The organism is Pigmentiphaga sp. NML080357 (genome assembly GCF_002188465.1).
Classification (GTDB): domain Bacteria; phylum Pseudomonadota; class Gammaproteobacteria; order Burkholderiales; family Burkholderiaceae_B; genus Pigmentiphaga.
The window spans coordinates 1-16,369 of record NZ_NINW01000028.1; the positions used below are offsets into that span (position 1 = coordinate 1).

The window sequence follows — 16,369 nt, forward strand, 5'->3', positions numbered from 1 at the left end:
GGGGCGCTCCCTCCCTTGGGGAGGACGTCGCGCAGCGACAGGAGGGTCGTCCGGTGAGCGCGCCCGCCCGGCCGCCCGAAGGGGGCGCTCCCTCCCTTGGGGAGGATGTCGCGCAGCGACAGGAGGGTCGTCCGGTGAGCGCGCCCGCCCGGCCGCCCGAAGGGGGCGCTCCCTCCCTTGGGGAGGATGTCGCGCAGCGACAGGAGGGCCGTCCGGTTATCGCGCCCGCCCGGCCGCTGAATGCGCATGACTTGCGCCGTCTTGCCCGGCGGCGCCTGCCGCGCCTGGCCTTCGATTATCTCGACGGCGGGGCCGAGGACGAGACGACCCTGAAGGCCAACCGCCGTGCCTTCGAGAACGTCGCGCTCCGGCCGCGGGCGCTCCGCGATGTCAGTGTGCGCGCCCAGTCGATCGAGATCCTGGGGCAGATGTGGTCGTCTCCCTTCGGCATCGCGCCGGTGGGACTGGCCGGGCTGTTCTGGCCGCACGGCGACGTGGCGGCCGCCCGTGCCGCGGCGCGAGCGGGCGTTCCGTACGTGCTGTCCACGGCTTCGAGCAGCACGCTGGAGGCCGTGGCGCAGGTGGGCGGAAACCTGTGGTTCCAGTTATACGTGATCGAGCGCGGGCTGGCCGACAGCCTGGTCGATCGTGCGCTCGCGGCCGGCTACCGCCATCTGGTGCTGACCACGGACGTTCCGGTGAGCGGCCGGCGAGAGCGCGACCTGCGCAACGGTTTTTCGTTGCCGATGCGCTGGCGCCTGGGCACGGTTTGGGACGTCGTCCGCCATCCGCGCTGGCTGCTGCAGATGGCGCGCCACGGCGCGCCGCAGCTCGCCAATCTCGCGGCGGCAGCCGCGACGAGCGGTACCCAGGCGCAAGCAGCGCTGCTGCAGCGTCGGATGGATGCCAGCTTTGCCTGGGAAGACCTGCGGCGCCTGCGCAGGCGCTGGCCGCATGCCTTGTGGCTCAAGGGCATCCTCCATGCGGACGACGCCCGCCGCGCTTGCGCCGAAGGCGTGGATGGCGTGATCGTCTCCAACCACGGCGGCAGGCAGCTGGACGGCGCCATGGCCAGCCTCGACGCGCTGCCTGAGGTGGTCGAGGCCGCCGGAGGCCGTCCGGTACTGCTGGATGGCGGCGTGCGGCGCGGGGTCGACGTGGTCAAGGCCATGGCATCGGGCGCGCGCGGTGTGCTCATGGGGCGCCTGCCCATGTACGGACTTGCCGCGGGTGGCGAAGCCGGCGTGGCTGCCGCGCTCGAGCTGGTGCGCCAGGACGTCGACCGGACGCTGGCGCTGCTGGGTTGCGATGACGTGGCGCGCCTGGGGCCGGAGTGGCAAATAAAGCTAAAGTAAACGCTGGTTCTTGCCGTCAACCGTCATGAGTCGTTGTCCATCCCAAGAGCCATGCGCAAGAATTTGCCCGTTACTTCAATCGAGCGGTTCGTCGAGAAAAGCCGCCCCGTGGTGACCACCACCGACCTGAAAGGGCGCATCACCTACGCCAACCCCGCGTTCATCGAAGTCAGCGGCTTCTCGCGCGAGGAGCTCATCGGGCAGCCCCACAACATCGTCCGGCACCCCGACATGCCGCCCGAGGCCTTCGCCGACCTCTGGCAGACGCTCAAGCGCGGCCAGCCGTGGCGCGCGCTGGTCAAGAACCGCTGCAAGGACGGCGGCTTCTATTGGGTCGAGGCCTATGTCACGCCGCTGTACGAGAACGGCAGGCACGTGGGCTACATGTCGGTGCGCAACGCGCCGGACCGCGCCGAGGTCGCGGCTGCGCAGGCGCTCCATGCCGAGGTCGCGGCCGGCAAGGCCAAGTTTCCCGTCACGCCGCGCCCGCGCTGGTGGCACGATCCCGCGCCCTGGGGCGCGGGCGTGGCCGTGCTCTCCCTTGGCGCAGCGCTGGGGGCCTGGCTGCTGCCCCACTGGGGCTGGATGCTGGGCCAGGCGGCGGCCGTCTGCGCGGCGGTGGCCGTCTGGCGGCTGCGGATCGCCGCGCCCCTGCGCCGGATCGACAATACGCTGGCCGCCATCGACGAAGGCATGCTGTCGGTGGCGATCGAGGGCCGCCACCAGTTCGATCTCGGCGGGCTGCCCATGCGCGTCGAATCCACCCGCATCCATCTGCGCTCCACGTTATGCGACGTGCTCCAGGTAGCCCGGGCCGTCGATGCCAGTGCCGACCGCGTCAACGGCGAGATCGCCGCGATCCGCAAGGTGGTCGACGAGCAGCGCGATCGCCTGACGCGCATTGCGGCGGCGGTCGAGCAGATGAGCGTGGCCATCCGCGAGGCCTCGCAGCACACCGGCACCGCGCTGTCCCTGTCCGAGTCGGCGCTGCAGGAAGTCGATACCGCCGAGGCCAAGATCGGCGATTCGGTGCGGGGCACGCACTCCGTCGCCGCGGCCGTGGGCCGGACCAACGAGCAGATAGGTTCGCTGCACGACCTCGTCTCGACGATCTCCGGCGTTACCCAGGCCATCAGCGAGATTGCCAACCAGACGCGCCTGTTGTCGCTCAACGCCGCCATCGAGGCGGCCCGCGCCGGCGAGAACGGCCGCGGCTTCGGCGTCGTGGCCGAAGAGGTGCGGACCCTGTCCGATCGCACGGCGGGCAGCACCGGCGACATCGGCCATGCGCTCGAGGCCATCACGCGGTTCGCCACCGAGACGTCCACGTCCATGCAGGAGGCGGTGGCCTCGGTGCAGTACAGCGGCGAGCAGATTCGCGAAAGCGCCGGTTTCTTCGAACGGGTGCGCCGCTCGTCGTCGCTGGTGGTGGAGCGGGCGCGCGACATCTCCGGCATGCTGCAGCAGCAGTCGTCGGCCTCGAAGGAAGTCGCCGAAAGCATGGAGGGCATCTCGGGCGAAGTGGAACGCACGTCGGCCTCAGTCGCCTCGCTGGCCCAGGCCACCGACGCGCTCAAGGGAACCGTGGGCGACATGCGGCAATTGCTGGTGCGGTACGAAACCTCGCTCTATCACTGAGCGCGGCGAACGCGGGAATCGTTACGTTATGCTCTAGCCTGTTCGAATCGGCTTACAGGTAGAGGGAGCAGGCGTTGCTGCACGGTTGCGCGCAAACCGGTCCGGTCGCGGATCGTCTCGGGGCGGGAGTCTTCGGCAAGGAATGGGGCAGGGGCGCGCGGGCCGCGGTAGCGGCACTACTGGCATTCCTGGCGCTGTCCACCGCGCGGGCGCAGGGGCTGCCGCCTGAACTGTCGGCAGCCTGGGCCGCCACCGGCCTGCCCGAAAGCTCGCTCTCGGTGGTGGTCGAACGGGTGGACGGCACGCGCGTGGTGTCCGTCAATGCCGGACAGCCGCGCAATCCGGCGTCGGTCATGAAGCTGGTAACCACCTTCGCCGCGCTCGACAGTCTGGGCCCGGCCTATGTCTGGCGCACGCAATTGCTGGTGGATCCGGGCACGACCGTATCCGCCGACGGCACGCTGTCCGGTCCGCTCTACCTGCGCGCCAGCGGCGATCCCCTGTTCAAGCTCGAAGACCTCTGGCAACTGCTGCGGGAATTGCGGCTGCGCGGCGTGCGCAAGATTCCCGAACTGGTGGTGGACCGGTCGGTGTTCGGTCCGGTCGCGATCGACCCCGGTGCCTTCGACGGCGATCCTTCCCGGCCCTACAACGCCAGTCCGGATGCCTGGATGGTGGGTTTCGGCGCCGTGCGCCTGCTGTTCACCCCCGATCCGCGCCACCGGCAATGGCGGGTCACGATGGACCCCGCCCTGCCGGGGGTGAAGGTGGAAGGGGCGCTGAAGTGGTCCGATGCGCCTTGCCCGGGTTCGCCATCGGTGCAGACCGAGCCTTTCCTGACCTCGTCCGGCGTTTCCCTGCGGCTTTCCGGCGCGGTGTCCGGCGGCTGCGGGGAGTTCAGCATCTACAGGCTTGCCCTCTCCCAGCCCAAGCATGCCGAGGCGGCGTTCCGCGTGCTGTGGCAGGAAATGGGGGGTAGCCTGCAGGGCAGCATCCGTGCCGGCGGCGTGCCGAGCGACGCGATCCTGTTCGTCACCCACGATTCCCCGCCGCTGGCCGAAGTGGTGCGCCATATCAACAAGATGAGCAACAACGTGATGGCGCGCCTGCTGCTGTTGACCCTGGGGGCCAATTACGAATCGGGACCCGCCACCGTGGCCAACGGCGACCGGGCCGTGGAAGGCATCCTGGCGGCAAGAGGCCTGCGCTTCCCCGAACTGGTGCTGGACAACGGATCGGGGTTGTCGCGCGACGGCCGGATCTCGGCCGACAGCCTCGCGCGGCTGCTGGCCGCGGCCTGGCAGTCGCCGGTCATGCCGGAATTCGTGTCCTCGTTGGCCATCCCCGGTATCGATGGCACGGTGCGGCGGCGCCTGCGCGAGTCCGAGGCCGCCGGCCAGGCCCACCTGAAAAGCGGCTCGCTGCGGGACGTGCGGGCGCTCGCCGGCTACGTGCTATCGGCCAGCGGGCGCCGCTACGCCGTGGTCAGCCTGGTCAACGACGAGCGCGCGCAGCAGGCCAACGGTTTCCACGACAAGTTGGTCGCCTGGCTGGCCGCGCAGTGATGCAGGATGCAAGCGGGCGGTTGCAGGTGTTACCCGATGCTGCCCGCTCGAGGCGAGGGTTCCGGTATGCAGGGGCGGCTGCTATGATCGAACCGTCCAACCGAAAAACAACGCAGGGAGCGCAAGCCATGAATACCAGCACTGCAGGCAAAGAAAAACTGATCTCGGACGTGAAGGTCGTGCTGAACGATGCGGAAGACCTGCTCAAGCAAGCCGCCTCCAGCACCGGCGACCGCGCGGTCGAACTGCGCGAGCGGGCCCTGACTTCCCTGAAGCGCGCCCGCGAGAAGCTGATCGACGTCCAGGATTCGATGCTGGAGCGTAGCAAGGCCGCCGCCCGCGCCACCGACGACTTCGTGCACGACAACCCCTGGCGCGCCATCGGCATCGCCGCCGCGGTCGGCTTCCTGGCCGGCCTGCTGGTCAACAGCCGCCGTTGATCGAGCAGCGGTGTCCGAGTCTCCGCATCTCCTGAGTTCGCTCCGGGCGCTGGCGGCCACGTCGGTCGGCATCCTGCGCACCCGGCTCGAACTCGTCGCCATCGAGCTGGCCGAAGAGAAATCGCGCCTGATGGGCATGGTATTGGTAGCGCTGGCCGCGCTGCTTTGCCTGACGCTCGGGCTGATGATGTTCTCGTTCCTGATCGTGGTGGTGTTCTGGGATACCGAATACCGCCATCTCGCCATCGCGCTCGTGGGAGCGGCGTACCTGCTGGTGGGGCTGATCATGCTGTTGATGGTGCGCCGGCAGGCTTCGCACGCGCCCATCGCCTTCGAGGATACGCTGGCGGAACTCCAGCGCGACCGCGACATGCTCGCCGCCGTCGCCGATTCCGACTCCCGGCGGGGAGAGCGCCCATGAGCCGGCGCTACTCCGACATGCAGGCCCGCAAGGAGCTGCTGTTGGCGCGCTCGTCCATAGAGCGCATGGAACTGGGCGCCCACCTGCACCAGATACGGGAGGCCGTCACCCCGGGCAACATGGTGAAGTCGGTCTGGCCCCGCCTGAGCGGCAGCGGCGGCGTGACGACGGCGATGCAGGCGTGGCGGTTTCTGCGGCGCTATCCCATCGTTTCGTCGGCGGCATCGATGCTGCTGGCGCGCGTACGGGTACGCGGCATCTTCCGGCTGTTGAAGCTGGGCGGCGGGGCGGTCGCCGCCTACCAGGCGTTCAAGCTCTGGCGGGCGATCAAGGACGACGGCAAGGGCCGGCGCGACACCGACCCGCGCTAGTCCGCGGGGACGGGGCTTGGGAGCCGGAGCAACCCGGCTTCCGGACCTACAGACCCAGCTCCTCCCAGAGCCCGTCCACCCTTTTCTTCACTTCGGCGTCCATCACGATGGGCCGGCCCCATTCGCGGTCGGTTTCGCCCGGCCATTTGTTGGTGGCGTCCAGGCCCATCTTGCCGCCCAGTCCCGATACCGGGGAGGCGAAATCCAGGTAGTCGATCGGCGTGCGGTCGGCCAGCAGGGTGTCGCGCACCGGGTCCATGCGGGTGGTGATGGCCCAGACGACGTCCTGCCAGTTGCGCACGTCGATGTCGTCGTCCACCACCACGATGAACTTGGTGTACATGAACTGGCGCAGCACGCTCCAGATGCCGAACATGACCCGCTTGGCGTGGCCGGGGTACTGCTTGCGCATCGAGACGATGGCCAGGCGGTAGCTGCAGCCCTCGGGCGGCAGGTAGAAGTCCACGATTTCCGGCAGTTGGCGTCGCAGCAGCGGGGTGAAGACCTCGTTCAGAGCCACGCCCAGGACGGCGGGCTCGTCGGGCGGCTTGCCGGTATAGGTGGAGTGGTAGATGGGGTCGCGCCGCATGGTGATGCGATCCACGGTGAACACCGGGAACCAATCCTGCTCGTTGTAATAGCCGGTATGGTCGCCATAGGGACCCTCCAGCGCCACCTCGTAGCCGTTGTCCGGAGGCGGCGCGACGCCTGGCGCCGGTTGCGGCGCCCGGGCCCGCGGGTCGGACAGCGGGAGCAAATGGCCCTCGAGTACGAGCTCCGCCGAGGCAGGCACCGTAAGCGCGTTGCCCACGCAGCGGACGACTTCCGTGCGCCCGCCCCGCAGCAGCCCGGCGAACTGGTACTCGGACAGGGCGTCGGGTACCGGCGTGACCGCCCCCAGGATGGTGGCCGGATCCGCGCCCAACGCGACCGCGACGGGGAAGGGCTGGCCGGGATGGGCCAACATGTGTTCCCGGAAATCCAGCGCGCCGCCGCGATGCGACAGCCACCGCATGATGAGCTTGTTGCGCGCGATGGGCTGCTGGCGGTAGATGCCGAGGTTCTGCCGCTTCCGGTTGGGTCCGCGAGTGACCACCAGCCCCCACGACAACAGCGGCGCCACGTCCCCCGGCCAGCAATGCTGGATCGGCAGGCGGGCCAGGTCCACGTCGTCCCCCTCCAGCACGATTTCCTGGCACGGGGCGCCGCGGATCTCGCGGGGCGCCATGTCCCACAGTGCGGATTTCAGCATGGAGACCTTGCCCAGGGCGTCGCGCAGGCCGCGCGGCGGCTCGGGTTCGCGCAGCGAGGCCAGCAGTTCGCCCACTTCGCGCAGCGCGCCGACGTCGTCGGCGCCCATGCCGAGCGCTACCCGCCGAGGGGTGCCGAACAGATTGGCAAGGACGGGCATGGCGGCCTTGCCGCGCCCCGGCTGCAATACGTTCTCGAACAGCAGGGCAGGCCCGCCGGCGCGCAGCACACGGTCGCTGATCTCGGTGATCTCCAGGTGGGTCGATACCGCGGCCTGGACGCGCTTGAGTTCGCCCAGGGCGTCGAGCTGGCGGAGGAAGTCTCTGAGGTCGCGGTATTTCACGGGCAAAGCACCTTGGTGGGGAGGGTCGTCAGGACGGGAATTTAACCCGGGACGGGGCATGCGAAGACGCGTATGGAAGCGGAGCCGGACCCGTTCGCGGCCTCCGATTGGCGCGTCGCCGCGGGGGCAACCCGGTCAATTTTTACATATGTTTCAGAATCCGACGCCATCTTGGTGATAGTGTATGCTCACTTTTTGCGATATTTCCATATACGGTCGGATGGCAACCAATAGAAAATGGCAATGACCGGGTCTTCTCTGGGAATGCACCAAAATGGTGAAGATTTGCGGTTGACCTACCCCCCTCCCATTTCTACAATCCGGGCACTTTCAGCGTACGCCCGGTGCCGTCGTCCCACCAGCTGCCCATGAGGGCCGGAAAAGACCGCCGGGCTGAAATCAACGGGCTGTCGGGCGCCCACCATACTGGAGTTCTCTTAACGGCGCGTACGCGCCTACTGCCCGAAACAGGCATGGTTCCCAGCTATCTCTGCGGTAGCCGCCATGCAGGTGTACCGCTCGTCGTCCTGACGGCGGTGCGATGTGCAGCCAAGCAGGTTGTGGCCTAGACGTCCGGAGTCGTACTCGCGCAGTTCCGGATGCGGATTCTTTGTGGCCCGCCGATGCAAGGAGGTAAGCATGCCCGACGCGCAGTCGCGTTCGTCGCTCAAAGAGGCCGCTGCCCATGTCCGAGACGGCATGGCGAAGTGGTCTGGCGTAGTTGCAGGTTATATCGTTTTGGCCGTGCTCGTGGCGGCTGTGGTCATTCCGTCCGTGCCCGGCCTGCGCGGCCCGGCTACCCAATTCTATGCGGCGTTGTCCGGCAACGAGGCCGAGGCCGCGCCGGCGGCAGGGCCGGTCGCCATCCCGGCGCAGGCGCACGTCCAGGCCGAACCCAAGGTTGCCTCCAGCAAGGTTCAGTCCCACAGCCATACCGTGGCCTTCCTGGGTTCCATGGGCAACGGCCAGGTGACGCAAAAGCTGCCGGTGGTCAAGGTCTCGGCGGTGCAGAGCGAATCCCTCGGGCGCTATATCGCCCGCAAGTACCGCGTGTCCAACGAAGCCACCCGGATGCTGATTTCGACGGCCTATGGCGTGGGCCAGGAAATGGGCCTCGATCCGCTGCTGCTGCTGGCCATCATCGCCATCGAGTCCAGCTTCAATCCCTTTGCCGAAAGCCATGTCGGCGCGCAGGGGCTGATGCAGGTCCTGACGCGCGTCCATAGCGAGCGGTTCGAGCCCTTCGGCGGCGACCAGGCCGCCTGGAATCCGGTGGCCAACATCCGTGTCGGCGCATCGATCCTGAAGGAATACATCGACCGCAGCGGCTCGCTGACGGGTGGGCTGCGCATGTACGTGGGCGTGGGTCCGGACGGCAGCAGTCCGTACGGCGACAAAGTACTGGCCGAACGCCGCAGGCTGGCGTCTGCCGCCGGCGTCGCTCCCGAACTGCCGGGAGCGACTCGCCCCGAGACGCCGGCCCGCTCGGCCTCCGCCGCTCCCATGCCCATTCCGACCCAGCCCTCCGAAGCCGTCTCGGTGAAGAGCGCCGAGCCCGGCACCCCCGCAGTCATGTAAGCGAGGGCGTGGCCCGCCGTACCGGGAAAAGGCGCATGCCGGCCCGGGAGGCGTGCCCGCAGTTCGCCCGCCGCCTTCCTCCCTCGTTTTCGCTCCCGGGCTACTGGACCGACCCTAGATCCAGGTGGCGCAGCTTGTCCGGGTTGCGGGTGACGTAGATCGCCACGATCCTGCCCTCGTCTATCTGCAATGCCGTGGCTTGCACGATTCCGTCGGCCTCGACCGTGATGAAACCCGGCAGGCCGTCGAGGATGGCGTACCGCACCAGGACCGACGGCGTGCGGGCGAATTCGCGCGCGAGCTGGGCGTGCCGTTCCAGCACTGCGTCGATCCCTGCCAAGGGGTGCGGCGAAGCGGGCACCTTGCCCCCGCCGTCGGCGAAGGCGGCCACGTCGTCGGCCAGCAGCGCGCGCAGGCCTTCCATGTCGCCATGGCGGGATGCGGCGAAGAAGGCCTCGGCGATTTTCTGGCCTTGTTCCCGCGTCACCGGAAAGCGGGGGCGCGCGGCATGGACGTGCCCCCGCGCCCGGCTGGCCAGCTTCCTGCAGGCGGCCGACTCGCGGCCGATGGCCTGGGCGACCGCTTCGAAGTCCATGCCGAACACATCATGGAGCAGGAACGCGGCCCGCTCCAGTGGCGACAGGCGCTCCAGCGCGATCATCAGCGCGAGCGTGATGTCGTCGCCGGTCTCCGGCTCCCCAAGGTCGAGCACGGGTTCCGGCAGCCATGGTCCGACATAGGCCTGGCGCCGGCGGCGGGCGGATTTGAGCTCGTTCAGGCACAGGCGCGTGACGATGGTGTGAAGCAAGGCCGCTGGCTGGCGGACCTGGTCGTGATCGGTCGCCAGCCAGCGCAGATAGGCATCCTGGACCACGTCCTCGGCCTCCGCCATCGAACCCAGCATCCGGTATGCCAGTCGGATGAGGCGCGGCCGCAGATGGGGCAGGCCCGGGTCGGCCTGGGGCTCGTTCATCGCGTTGCCGTGCGCGCGGCGGTGCGCGGCTCCGCATGGACGGCGCTCACTTCGTACAGGCCGGGCGCCACGTTCTTGGCAAGGGTTGCGAAACGCTTGAGCTGTTCCTGGGTGCCGGGTTGCTTCATGAAGTTCTCGAAGTGTTCCTTCGACGCCCATTGAGCGTAGTTCACGACCTTGCGGCCGTCCAGGCTGCCGTGTATGCAGACCGAAAGAAATCCGGGCTGGTGCCGGATGGCGCTCTCGGTCGCCTCGGACAGGGCCCGGGTCAGTTCCGCCTGCTTCTCCGGTTCGACGTCATAGACGTTGATCAGCGTCAGGCACGCGGCCTGGGCGTCGATGATTGCGATGTTCCTGTTTGCCATGGTGGTCTCCTTTGGACATTGCCGTTGGGATAGACATGACAAGACAGCGGGGCGAGATGTGACGTCGCCCGGTAGTGCTACTGGAGCAGCCGTTCCATGCGCGCCACGGCTTCCTGCAGGCGGGCCAGGTCCGTGGCGTATGAGAAGCGCAGGTACGAGGCGGTTTCGGCAGCGCCGAAATCCAATCCCGGCACGGCGCATACGCCGGCCTCGTGCAGCAGGCGGTTGGCAAAGCTTGCGCTGTCGGAGGCATGCGCGCGCACATCGCTATATATATAGAAGGCTCCGTCCGGCTTGACCGGGACGCGCAGGCCCAGTCGCTCGAACTCGGGAAGCAGATAGTCCCGGCGCTGGCGGAATGCCTCCCTGCGTGCCTCGAAAATGTCGAGCGACTCGGGGTGAAAGCATGCCACCGCCGCGTACTGGGCCAGCGCCGACGGGCAGATGACGAGATTCTGGGCGAGTTTCTCGAAGGCGGAGACCAGTTGCGGCGGGACGACCAGCCAACCCAGGCGCCAGCCGGTCATGTGGAAATATTTGGAGAAGCTGTTGACGATGATCAGGTCGTCGCCCAGCGCCAGGGCCGATCGCCGGTCTCCGTCGTAGCTCAACCCCAGGTAGATCTCGTCGACGATGGCAAAGCCCTGGCGGCTGCGGACTTCGCGCACCAGCTCGGCCAGCGCGTCCGGGGCGATGGACGTGCCGGTCGGGTTGCTGGGCGAAGCCACCACCACGCCGGCGGTGCGCGGCGTCCAGTGGCGCCGCACGTGCTCGGCCGAAAGCTGGAAGCGATCCGCCGGGCCGGCCGGGATCAGCACCGGTTCGCCGCCGGCCGCGGTCACGATATGGCGGTTCGCGGGATAAGTGGGATCGGGCATCAGCACTTGCGCGCCGGCGTCGATGAGCGCCGTGCAGGCGAGCAGCAGCGCGCCCGAGGCGCCCGCCGTGACGATGATGCGGGACGGGTCGACGCGGGCACCGAAGCGCGTCTGGTAGAAACCTGCGATCGCCTCGCGCAGCGGCGCGATGCCCACCGCTTCGGTGTACTGGGTCTGGCCGGCGCGCGCCGTGCGTTCCAGGGCTTCGACCACTGCCGGAATGGCGGTGAAATCCGGCTCGCCAATGCTCATCTGCACGATGTCGCGCCCCGCGGCTTGCAAGGCCGCCGCCTGCTTGACGACTTCCATGGCGTAGAACGGGGCGATGCGGGCAATGCGGGGGGAAAGGCGAAGCATGGCGATGAACAGCGGAGTTGACGGGAGTAGGGGACGCGCGCCCTGCTGGACGAGGTCCCAGCCTCCATATTAGTGCGCGTTTGCGGTTCATGCCGGGAAGGGGGCGACGCGTCGGGACCGCTCTTCCCGCGCCGGAAAACGGATGGGCCGGCAGCCCCGCTACAATGCAGGCATGGTTCCGCTCGATCCGTCCCCGGTTGCGCCCGACCCGCTCCTGCCATCATGGGCGGCGCGCGGGTGCCTCGCCATGTTTCAGACGGGCAGCGCCCGGGATAGCCTGCCGTGAAACCCGGACGCCGCGCTTTCTTCCTGCCGCGCATGCTGTCCGATGCGCCGTGGCCGGCGTTCTGCCAACGGCTGGCACGCATGGCGCGCGGACAAGTAAGCGACGAGACCCCGGCGGCCGGGGCTCCGGGCCGGGCCCGCCTGGCCGTCGAGCGGGAGGAGGATGTCTATCATGCCTGCGCGCTCTGCAGGGAGTTCGGCGTGCTGCTGGTACAGCCTGGCGCGCGCGAGACCGCCCTGCCTCCCGATCGCGCCTGGCTGCGGCTCGACGTTTCGCTCCTGGCCGCCATCGAGAAGATCGACGAGCGCGCGGGAATCGCGGTCGTGCAGGCCGGATGCCCCATGGGCGAACTGCGGTCGCGCCTGGACGGCACGTCGTGGCGCTGGCATGCGGGCGCGGACCACGAACCCATCGGGTCATGGCTGATGCGCACGCGCGGCTGGCAGCCGGGGCGCTGCCGCGAATCCGGGCTGGAAGCGGCCCTGGTCATGCTTGCCGACGGCTCGTTCGAGCAGCTGGGGCCTTTCGGCACGGATTCGACCCGGCCCCTGCGTTCGGCGGCCGCCAGCCGCCTGGTGTCCGAGCTGTTCCAGCTGGCGACCGATCCCGCCGTGGCGGCGATGCTGGAAGAGCCGGTCTGGGCGGCCGGCTACCGGATCGACGCGCTCGTTCCCCGGCCGGACGCCAAGGATGCGGCCCCCGTCCCCAATCCGGCGCACCTGCTGCTCGGCAGCGAAGGGACGCTGACCTGGGCGGGGCGGTTCCGCCTGCGGCTGCGCGACGTCGGCGCCCAGCCGCCGGTGCTGGCGGTGCGGGAGCGGGACGACCGGACTTCTGGGCGGGAAACGCCCGCCGACCGGCTCGACGCCACCGTCAAAGCCACGTTCGACGCGGGAGGCGTTTTCCCGTCGTCGGTTGTCTAACCCGTGCCGGGAGCGGATAATCCGCACCTCGCATAACTTTGTGTGACCCCCACCGGGGCGTTATTTTTCAATGGCTCAACCCCTCGACCCCAATCTGCGCAAGGCCGCCCTCGAATACCACGAGCAAGGCCGGCCGGGCAAGATCTCCATTGCTCCGACCAAGCAACTCGTCAACCAGCGCGACCTGGCGCTGGCCTATTCTCCGGGGGTAGCCGCGGCCTGCGAGGCCATCGTCGACGACCCCGCCGCGGCCTTCCGCTATACCGCGCGCGGGAACCTGGTGGGCGTGATTTCCAACGGCACGGCGGTGCTGGGCCTGGGCTCCATCGGCGCGCTGGCGTCCAAGCCCGTCATGGAAGGCAAGGCGGTCCTGTTCAAGAAGTTCGCCGGCATCGACGTATTCGACATCGAGGTCAACGAAACCGACCCCGAAAAGCTGGTCGACATCATTGCCGCGCTCGAACCCACTTTCGGCGGCATCAACCTGGAAGACATCAAGGCGCCCGAGTGCTTCGCGGTCGAACGCAAGGCCCGCGAGCGCATGAACATCCCGGTGTTCCACGACGACCAGCACGGCACCGCGATCACCGTTGCCGCCGCCGTCCTGAACGGCCTGGCCGTGGTGGGCAAGAAGATCGAGGACGTCAAGCTCGTCACCTCGGGCGCCGGCGCGGCGGCGCTGGCCTGCCTGAACCTGCTGGTGGACCTGGGGCTGCCCATCGAGAACATCTGGGTCACCGACATCGACGGCGTGGTCTGGAAAGGCCGCACCACGCTGATGGATCCCGACAAGGAGCGTTTCGCCAAGGAAACCGACAAGCGCTCGCTGGCCGAGGTGGTCGAGGGCGCGGACGTTTTCCTGGGCCTGTCGGCCGGCGGCGTGCTCAAGCCGGAGATGGTCGCGTCCATGGCCAAGCGGCCGCTGATCCTGGCGCTGGCCAACCCCACGCCGGAAGTGCTGCCCGAAGTGGTGAAATCCGTGCGGGACGACGCCGTCATCGCCACCGGCCGTTCGGATTACCCGAACCAGGTCAACAACGTGCTGTGCTTCCCGTACATTTTCCGGGGCGCGCTCGACGTCGGGGCGACCACGATCACGCGCGAGATGGAGATTGCCACGGTGCACGCCATCGCCGAGCTCGCCCGCCAGGAGCAGAGCGAGATCGTGGCTGCCGCATACGACGTCAACGACTTGTCGTTCGGACCCGAGTACCTCATTCCCAAGCCGTTCGATCCGCGCCTGATCGTCCGCATCGCGCCCGCGGTCGCGCGCGCCGCCATGGATTCCGGCGTGGCCACCCGGCCCATCGTCGACATGGACGCCTATGTCGAGCAGCTGCAGCAGTTCGTCTACCACTCGGGCGCCTTCATGCGTCCGCTGTACGGCGCCGCGCGCCGCACGGTGCGCGAGGGCGGCAAGGCCCGCATCGTCTACACCGAGGGCGAGGACGAGCGCGTGCTGCGCGCCGTGCAGGCCGTGGTCGACGACGGCCTGGCCAAGCCCATCCTGGTCGGCCGCCCGGCCGTGCTGGCCAAGCGCATCGAGAAGCTCGGCCTGCGCCTGCGCCTGGGGCAGGACGTCGAGGTCACCAATACCGAGTTCGACGAGCGCCACCGCAATTACTCGCAGACGTACTGGGAGATGACCAAGCGCAAGGGCATCACCAAGGAATACGCCAAGATCGAGATGCGCCGGCGCCTGACCCTGATCGGCGCCATGATGGTCCACCAGGGCGACGCCGACGGCATGATCTGCGGCACGGTCGGGCCCTACGTCAACCACCTGCAGTTCATCGACGAGGTCATCGGCCGCAATCCCAACGCCAAGGTCTATGCGGCGATGAACTTCCTCGTGCTGCCGCAGCGCACCGTGGTGCTGGTGGACACGCATGTGAACGAGAATCCCACCGCCGACCAGTTGGCCGAGATCACCATCATGGCGGCCGAAGAAATGAAGCGCCTGGGGGTCGAGCCCAAGGCCGCGCTGCTGTCGCACTCCAACTTCGGCTCCAGCGATTCGCCGTCGGCCGTCAAGATGCGCGAGGCCCTGGCGCTGATCCAGGAACGCGCGCCGTGGCTGGAAGTGGATGGCGAGATGCACGGCGACTGCGCCATCGACGAGGCGATCCGCAACCGGATCATGCCGGACAGCACCCTCAAGGGCGAAGCCAACCTGCTGGTGTGCCCCACCATCGAGTCGGCCAATATCTCCTACAACCTGCTCAAGACGGCGGCCGGCAACAACGTGGCCATCGGTCCCATCCTCCTTGGCTGCAAGGCCCCGGTCAACATCCTGACCGCCAGTTCGACGGTGCGGCGCATCATCAACATGACCGCGCTGACGGTCATGGATGCCAACGCCTCGCGTCTGGATGGCAGCGGCGGGCGTTGATCCTTCCTCGGGGGCCGCGCGGGCGGCCCCCACCGTGCCGGTGCTGCGTCCCGCGTGCACCGGCCTCGTGCTTTCCGGCGGCGGCGCCCGCGCCGCCTATCAGGTGGGCGTGCTCAGGGCCATCGTCCGCATCCTGAGCGATCGCCCCGGCGGCCTGCCGGCCAATCCCTTCCACGTCCTGTGCGGCACGTCGGCCGGCGCCATCAACGCCGCTGTCCTGGCTTGCGGCGCTCATCACCTCGCACAGACCGTCGACCACATGCTGGACGTGTGGGAGAACTTCCGCCCCGAGCAGGTCTACCGGACCGATGTGCTCAAGACCCCGCGCGGCGGAGGCGGCTGGCTGTCCATGCTGTCGTTCGCGATGATGCTGGCTCGCGTGGGGCGACGACGGCAACCGTCGCTGCTGGACAACCAGCCGCTGGGCGAACTGCTGCGCGGCGTGCTGGACTTCGGACAGCTGGACGCCAACCTGGCCGACGGCGTGGTCCAGGCGCTGGCCATTGCCGCGACGGGCTACACCTCGGGCCAGCACATCACTTTCTACCAGTCGGCCTACGAGATCGAGCCGTGGCGCCGTTCCCTGCGCATTGCCGTGCGGGCCGAGATAGGCGTCGAGCACCTGCTCGCGTCGAGCGCGATCCCGTTCGTGTTTCCGGCCCGTCGGCTCCTGGTGCACGGCGAGCCCGAGTGGTGCGGCGACGGTTCCATGCGGCAGCTCGCCCCCATCAGTCCGGCGATCCACCTTGGAGCCGGGCGCGTGCTGATCATAGGCGGCGGCCATTCCGAGGCGGATCCCCGCCGGCGGACCGGCGCGGCGACTTATCCGACGCTGGCGCAGATCGGCGGCCATGCCTTGTCCAACATCTTTCTCGACAGCCTGGATGCCGACATCGAGCGTATCCAGCGCATCAACCAGACCCTGTCGCGGCTGCCGGCCGAGGAGCGCTGGAACGGGCCGCTGCGCCCGATCAAGGTGCTATCGATCTCACCCAGCCAGCGCCTGGACGAGATCGCCGCGCGCCACCAGGACAGCCTGCCTCCTGCCATGCGGTCGCTGCTGCGGGGGATGGGCGTATCGTCCGGGCCGGACGAGTTGACCGGCGCCGCGCTGGCGTCGTATCTGTTGTTCGAGCCGGGCTATACCCGCGAGTTGATCGCTCTGGGGTTTGGCGATACGCTCGTCCGCAGTGCGGAAGTCCTTGCCTTTTTCCGTACCGACGAGGAATAGCG

The 16,369-nt window shown here is 68.4% G+C and carries 15 protein-coding genes; 10 read left to right on the forward strand and 5 right to left on the reverse strand.

Annotation, left to right across the window (positions count from 1 at the left end):
* Window positions 1-248, reverse strand: a 248-nt coding sequence (locus CDO44_RS28065) for a hypothetical protein (protein ID WP_233146135.1), incomplete at its 3' end; no start/stop codon positions are given.
* Between the two features lie 3 nt (window positions 249-251).
* Here CDO44_RS28065 and CDO44_RS10995 point away from each other — a divergent pair.
* The 6 genes from CDO44_RS10995 to CDO44_RS11020 all read left to right on the forward strand — a co-directional run bounded on the left by CDO44_RS10995 (window position 252) and on the right by CDO44_RS11020 (window position 5,790).
* On the forward strand, window positions 252-1,355 hold the full coding sequence (locus tag CDO44_RS10995; protein ID WP_233146136.1) for an alpha-hydroxy acid oxidase: 1,104 nt from the start codon (window positions 252-254) through the stop codon (window positions 1,353-1,355).
* Window positions 1,356-1,406: 51 nt separating this feature from the next.
* On the forward strand, window positions 1,407-2,993 hold the full coding sequence (locus tag CDO44_RS11000; RefSeq protein ID WP_087780287.1) for a PAS domain-containing methyl-accepting chemotaxis protein: 1,587 nt from the start codon (window positions 1,407-1,409) through the stop codon (window positions 2,991-2,993).
* Between the two features lie 188 nt (window positions 2,994-3,181).
* A complete protein-coding gene (gene dacB / locus CDO44_RS11005) occupies window positions 3,182-4,558 on the forward strand; it encodes a D-alanyl-D-alanine carboxypeptidase/D-alanyl-D-alanine-endopeptidase (protein WP_198951350.1) in 1,377 nt (458 codons plus the stop codon).
* A gap of 128 nt (window positions 4,559-4,686) precedes the next feature.
* A complete protein-coding gene (locus CDO44_RS11010) occupies window positions 4,687-4,998 on the forward strand; it encodes a YqjD family protein (RefSeq protein ID WP_087780288.1) in 312 nt (103 codons plus the stop codon).
* A gap of 10 nt (window positions 4,999-5,008) precedes the next feature.
* Window positions 5,009-5,419, forward strand: a complete 411-nt coding sequence (locus CDO44_RS11015) for a phage holin family protein (protein WP_087780289.1) — start codon at window positions 5,009-5,011, stop codon at window positions 5,417-5,419.
* The gene (locus CDO44_RS11020) at window positions 5,416-5,790 is read left to right on the forward strand and encodes a hypothetical protein (RefSeq protein ID WP_087780290.1); all 375 of its coding nucleotides are present in this window, start codon (window positions 5,416-5,418) and stop codon (window positions 5,788-5,790) included. The genes CDO44_RS11015 and CDO44_RS11020 overlap by 4 nt, the downstream gene beginning before the upstream one ends.
* Before the next feature lie 46 nt (window positions 5,791-5,836).
* Here the strand turns inward: CDO44_RS11020 and CDO44_RS11025 are convergent, their stop codons facing one another.
* Window positions 5,837-7,384 (reverse strand): UbiD family decarboxylase, encoded by a 1,548-nt coding sequence (locus CDO44_RS11025; RefSeq protein ID WP_087780386.1) that lies wholly within the window; start codon window positions 7,382-7,384, stop codon window positions 5,837-5,839.
* 639 nt (window positions 7,385-8,023) lie between these two features.
* Between CDO44_RS11025 and CDO44_RS11030 the strand changes: the two genes are divergently transcribed.
* Window positions 8,024-8,962: a transglycosylase SLT domain-containing protein gene (locus tag CDO44_RS11030; protein ID WP_087780291.1), complete on the forward strand. Its 939-nt coding sequence runs from the start codon at window positions 8,024-8,026 to the stop codon at window positions 8,960-8,962.
* Window positions 8,963-9,062: 100 nt separating this feature from the next.
* Here the strand turns inward: CDO44_RS11030 and CDO44_RS11035 are convergent, their stop codons facing one another.
* The 3 genes from CDO44_RS11035 to CDO44_RS11045 all read right to left on the reverse strand — a co-directional run bounded on the left by CDO44_RS11035 (window position 9,063) and on the right by CDO44_RS11045 (window position 11,535).
* Window positions 9,063-9,935, reverse strand: coding sequence for a sigma-70 family RNA polymerase sigma factor (locus CDO44_RS11035; protein WP_087780292.1), 873 nt, complete (start codon window positions 9,933-9,935; stop codon window positions 9,063-9,065).
* Window positions 9,932-10,300 carry an antibiotic biosynthesis monooxygenase gene (locus CDO44_RS11040; RefSeq protein WP_087780293.1) on the reverse strand — a complete coding sequence of 123 codons (369 nt, stop codon included), beginning with the start codon at window positions 10,298-10,300 and terminating at the stop codon, window positions 9,932-9,934. The genes CDO44_RS11035 and CDO44_RS11040 overlap by 4 nt, the downstream gene beginning before the upstream one ends.
* A 77-nt stretch (window positions 10,301-10,377) precedes the next feature.
* Window positions 10,378-11,535 carry a pyridoxal phosphate-dependent aminotransferase gene (locus tag CDO44_RS11045; protein WP_087780294.1) on the reverse strand — a complete coding sequence of 386 codons (1,158 nt, stop codon included), beginning with the start codon at window positions 11,533-11,535 and terminating at the stop codon, window positions 10,378-10,380.
* A gap of 282 nt (window positions 11,536-11,817) precedes the next feature.
* Between CDO44_RS11045 and CDO44_RS11050 the strand changes: the two genes are divergently transcribed.
* From CDO44_RS11050 to CDO44_RS11060, 3 genes are all read left to right on the forward strand, one after another.
* Window positions 11,818-12,744: an FAD-binding protein gene (locus CDO44_RS11050; RefSeq protein ID WP_087780295.1), complete on the forward strand. Its 927-nt coding sequence runs from the start codon at window positions 11,818-11,820 to the stop codon at window positions 12,742-12,744.
* Between the two features lie 70 nt (window positions 12,745-12,814).
* Window positions 12,815-15,136, forward strand: a complete 2,322-nt coding sequence (locus CDO44_RS11055; protein ID WP_087780296.1) for an NADP-dependent malic enzyme — start codon at window positions 12,815-12,817, stop codon at window positions 15,134-15,136.
* Window positions 15,096-16,367 (forward strand): patatin-like phospholipase family protein, encoded by a 1,272-nt coding sequence (locus CDO44_RS11060; RefSeq protein WP_233146137.1) that lies wholly within the window; start codon window positions 15,096-15,098, stop codon window positions 16,365-16,367. The genes CDO44_RS11055 and CDO44_RS11060 overlap by 41 nt, the downstream gene beginning before the upstream one ends.
* Window positions 16,368-16,369 lie beyond the last annotated feature (2 nt).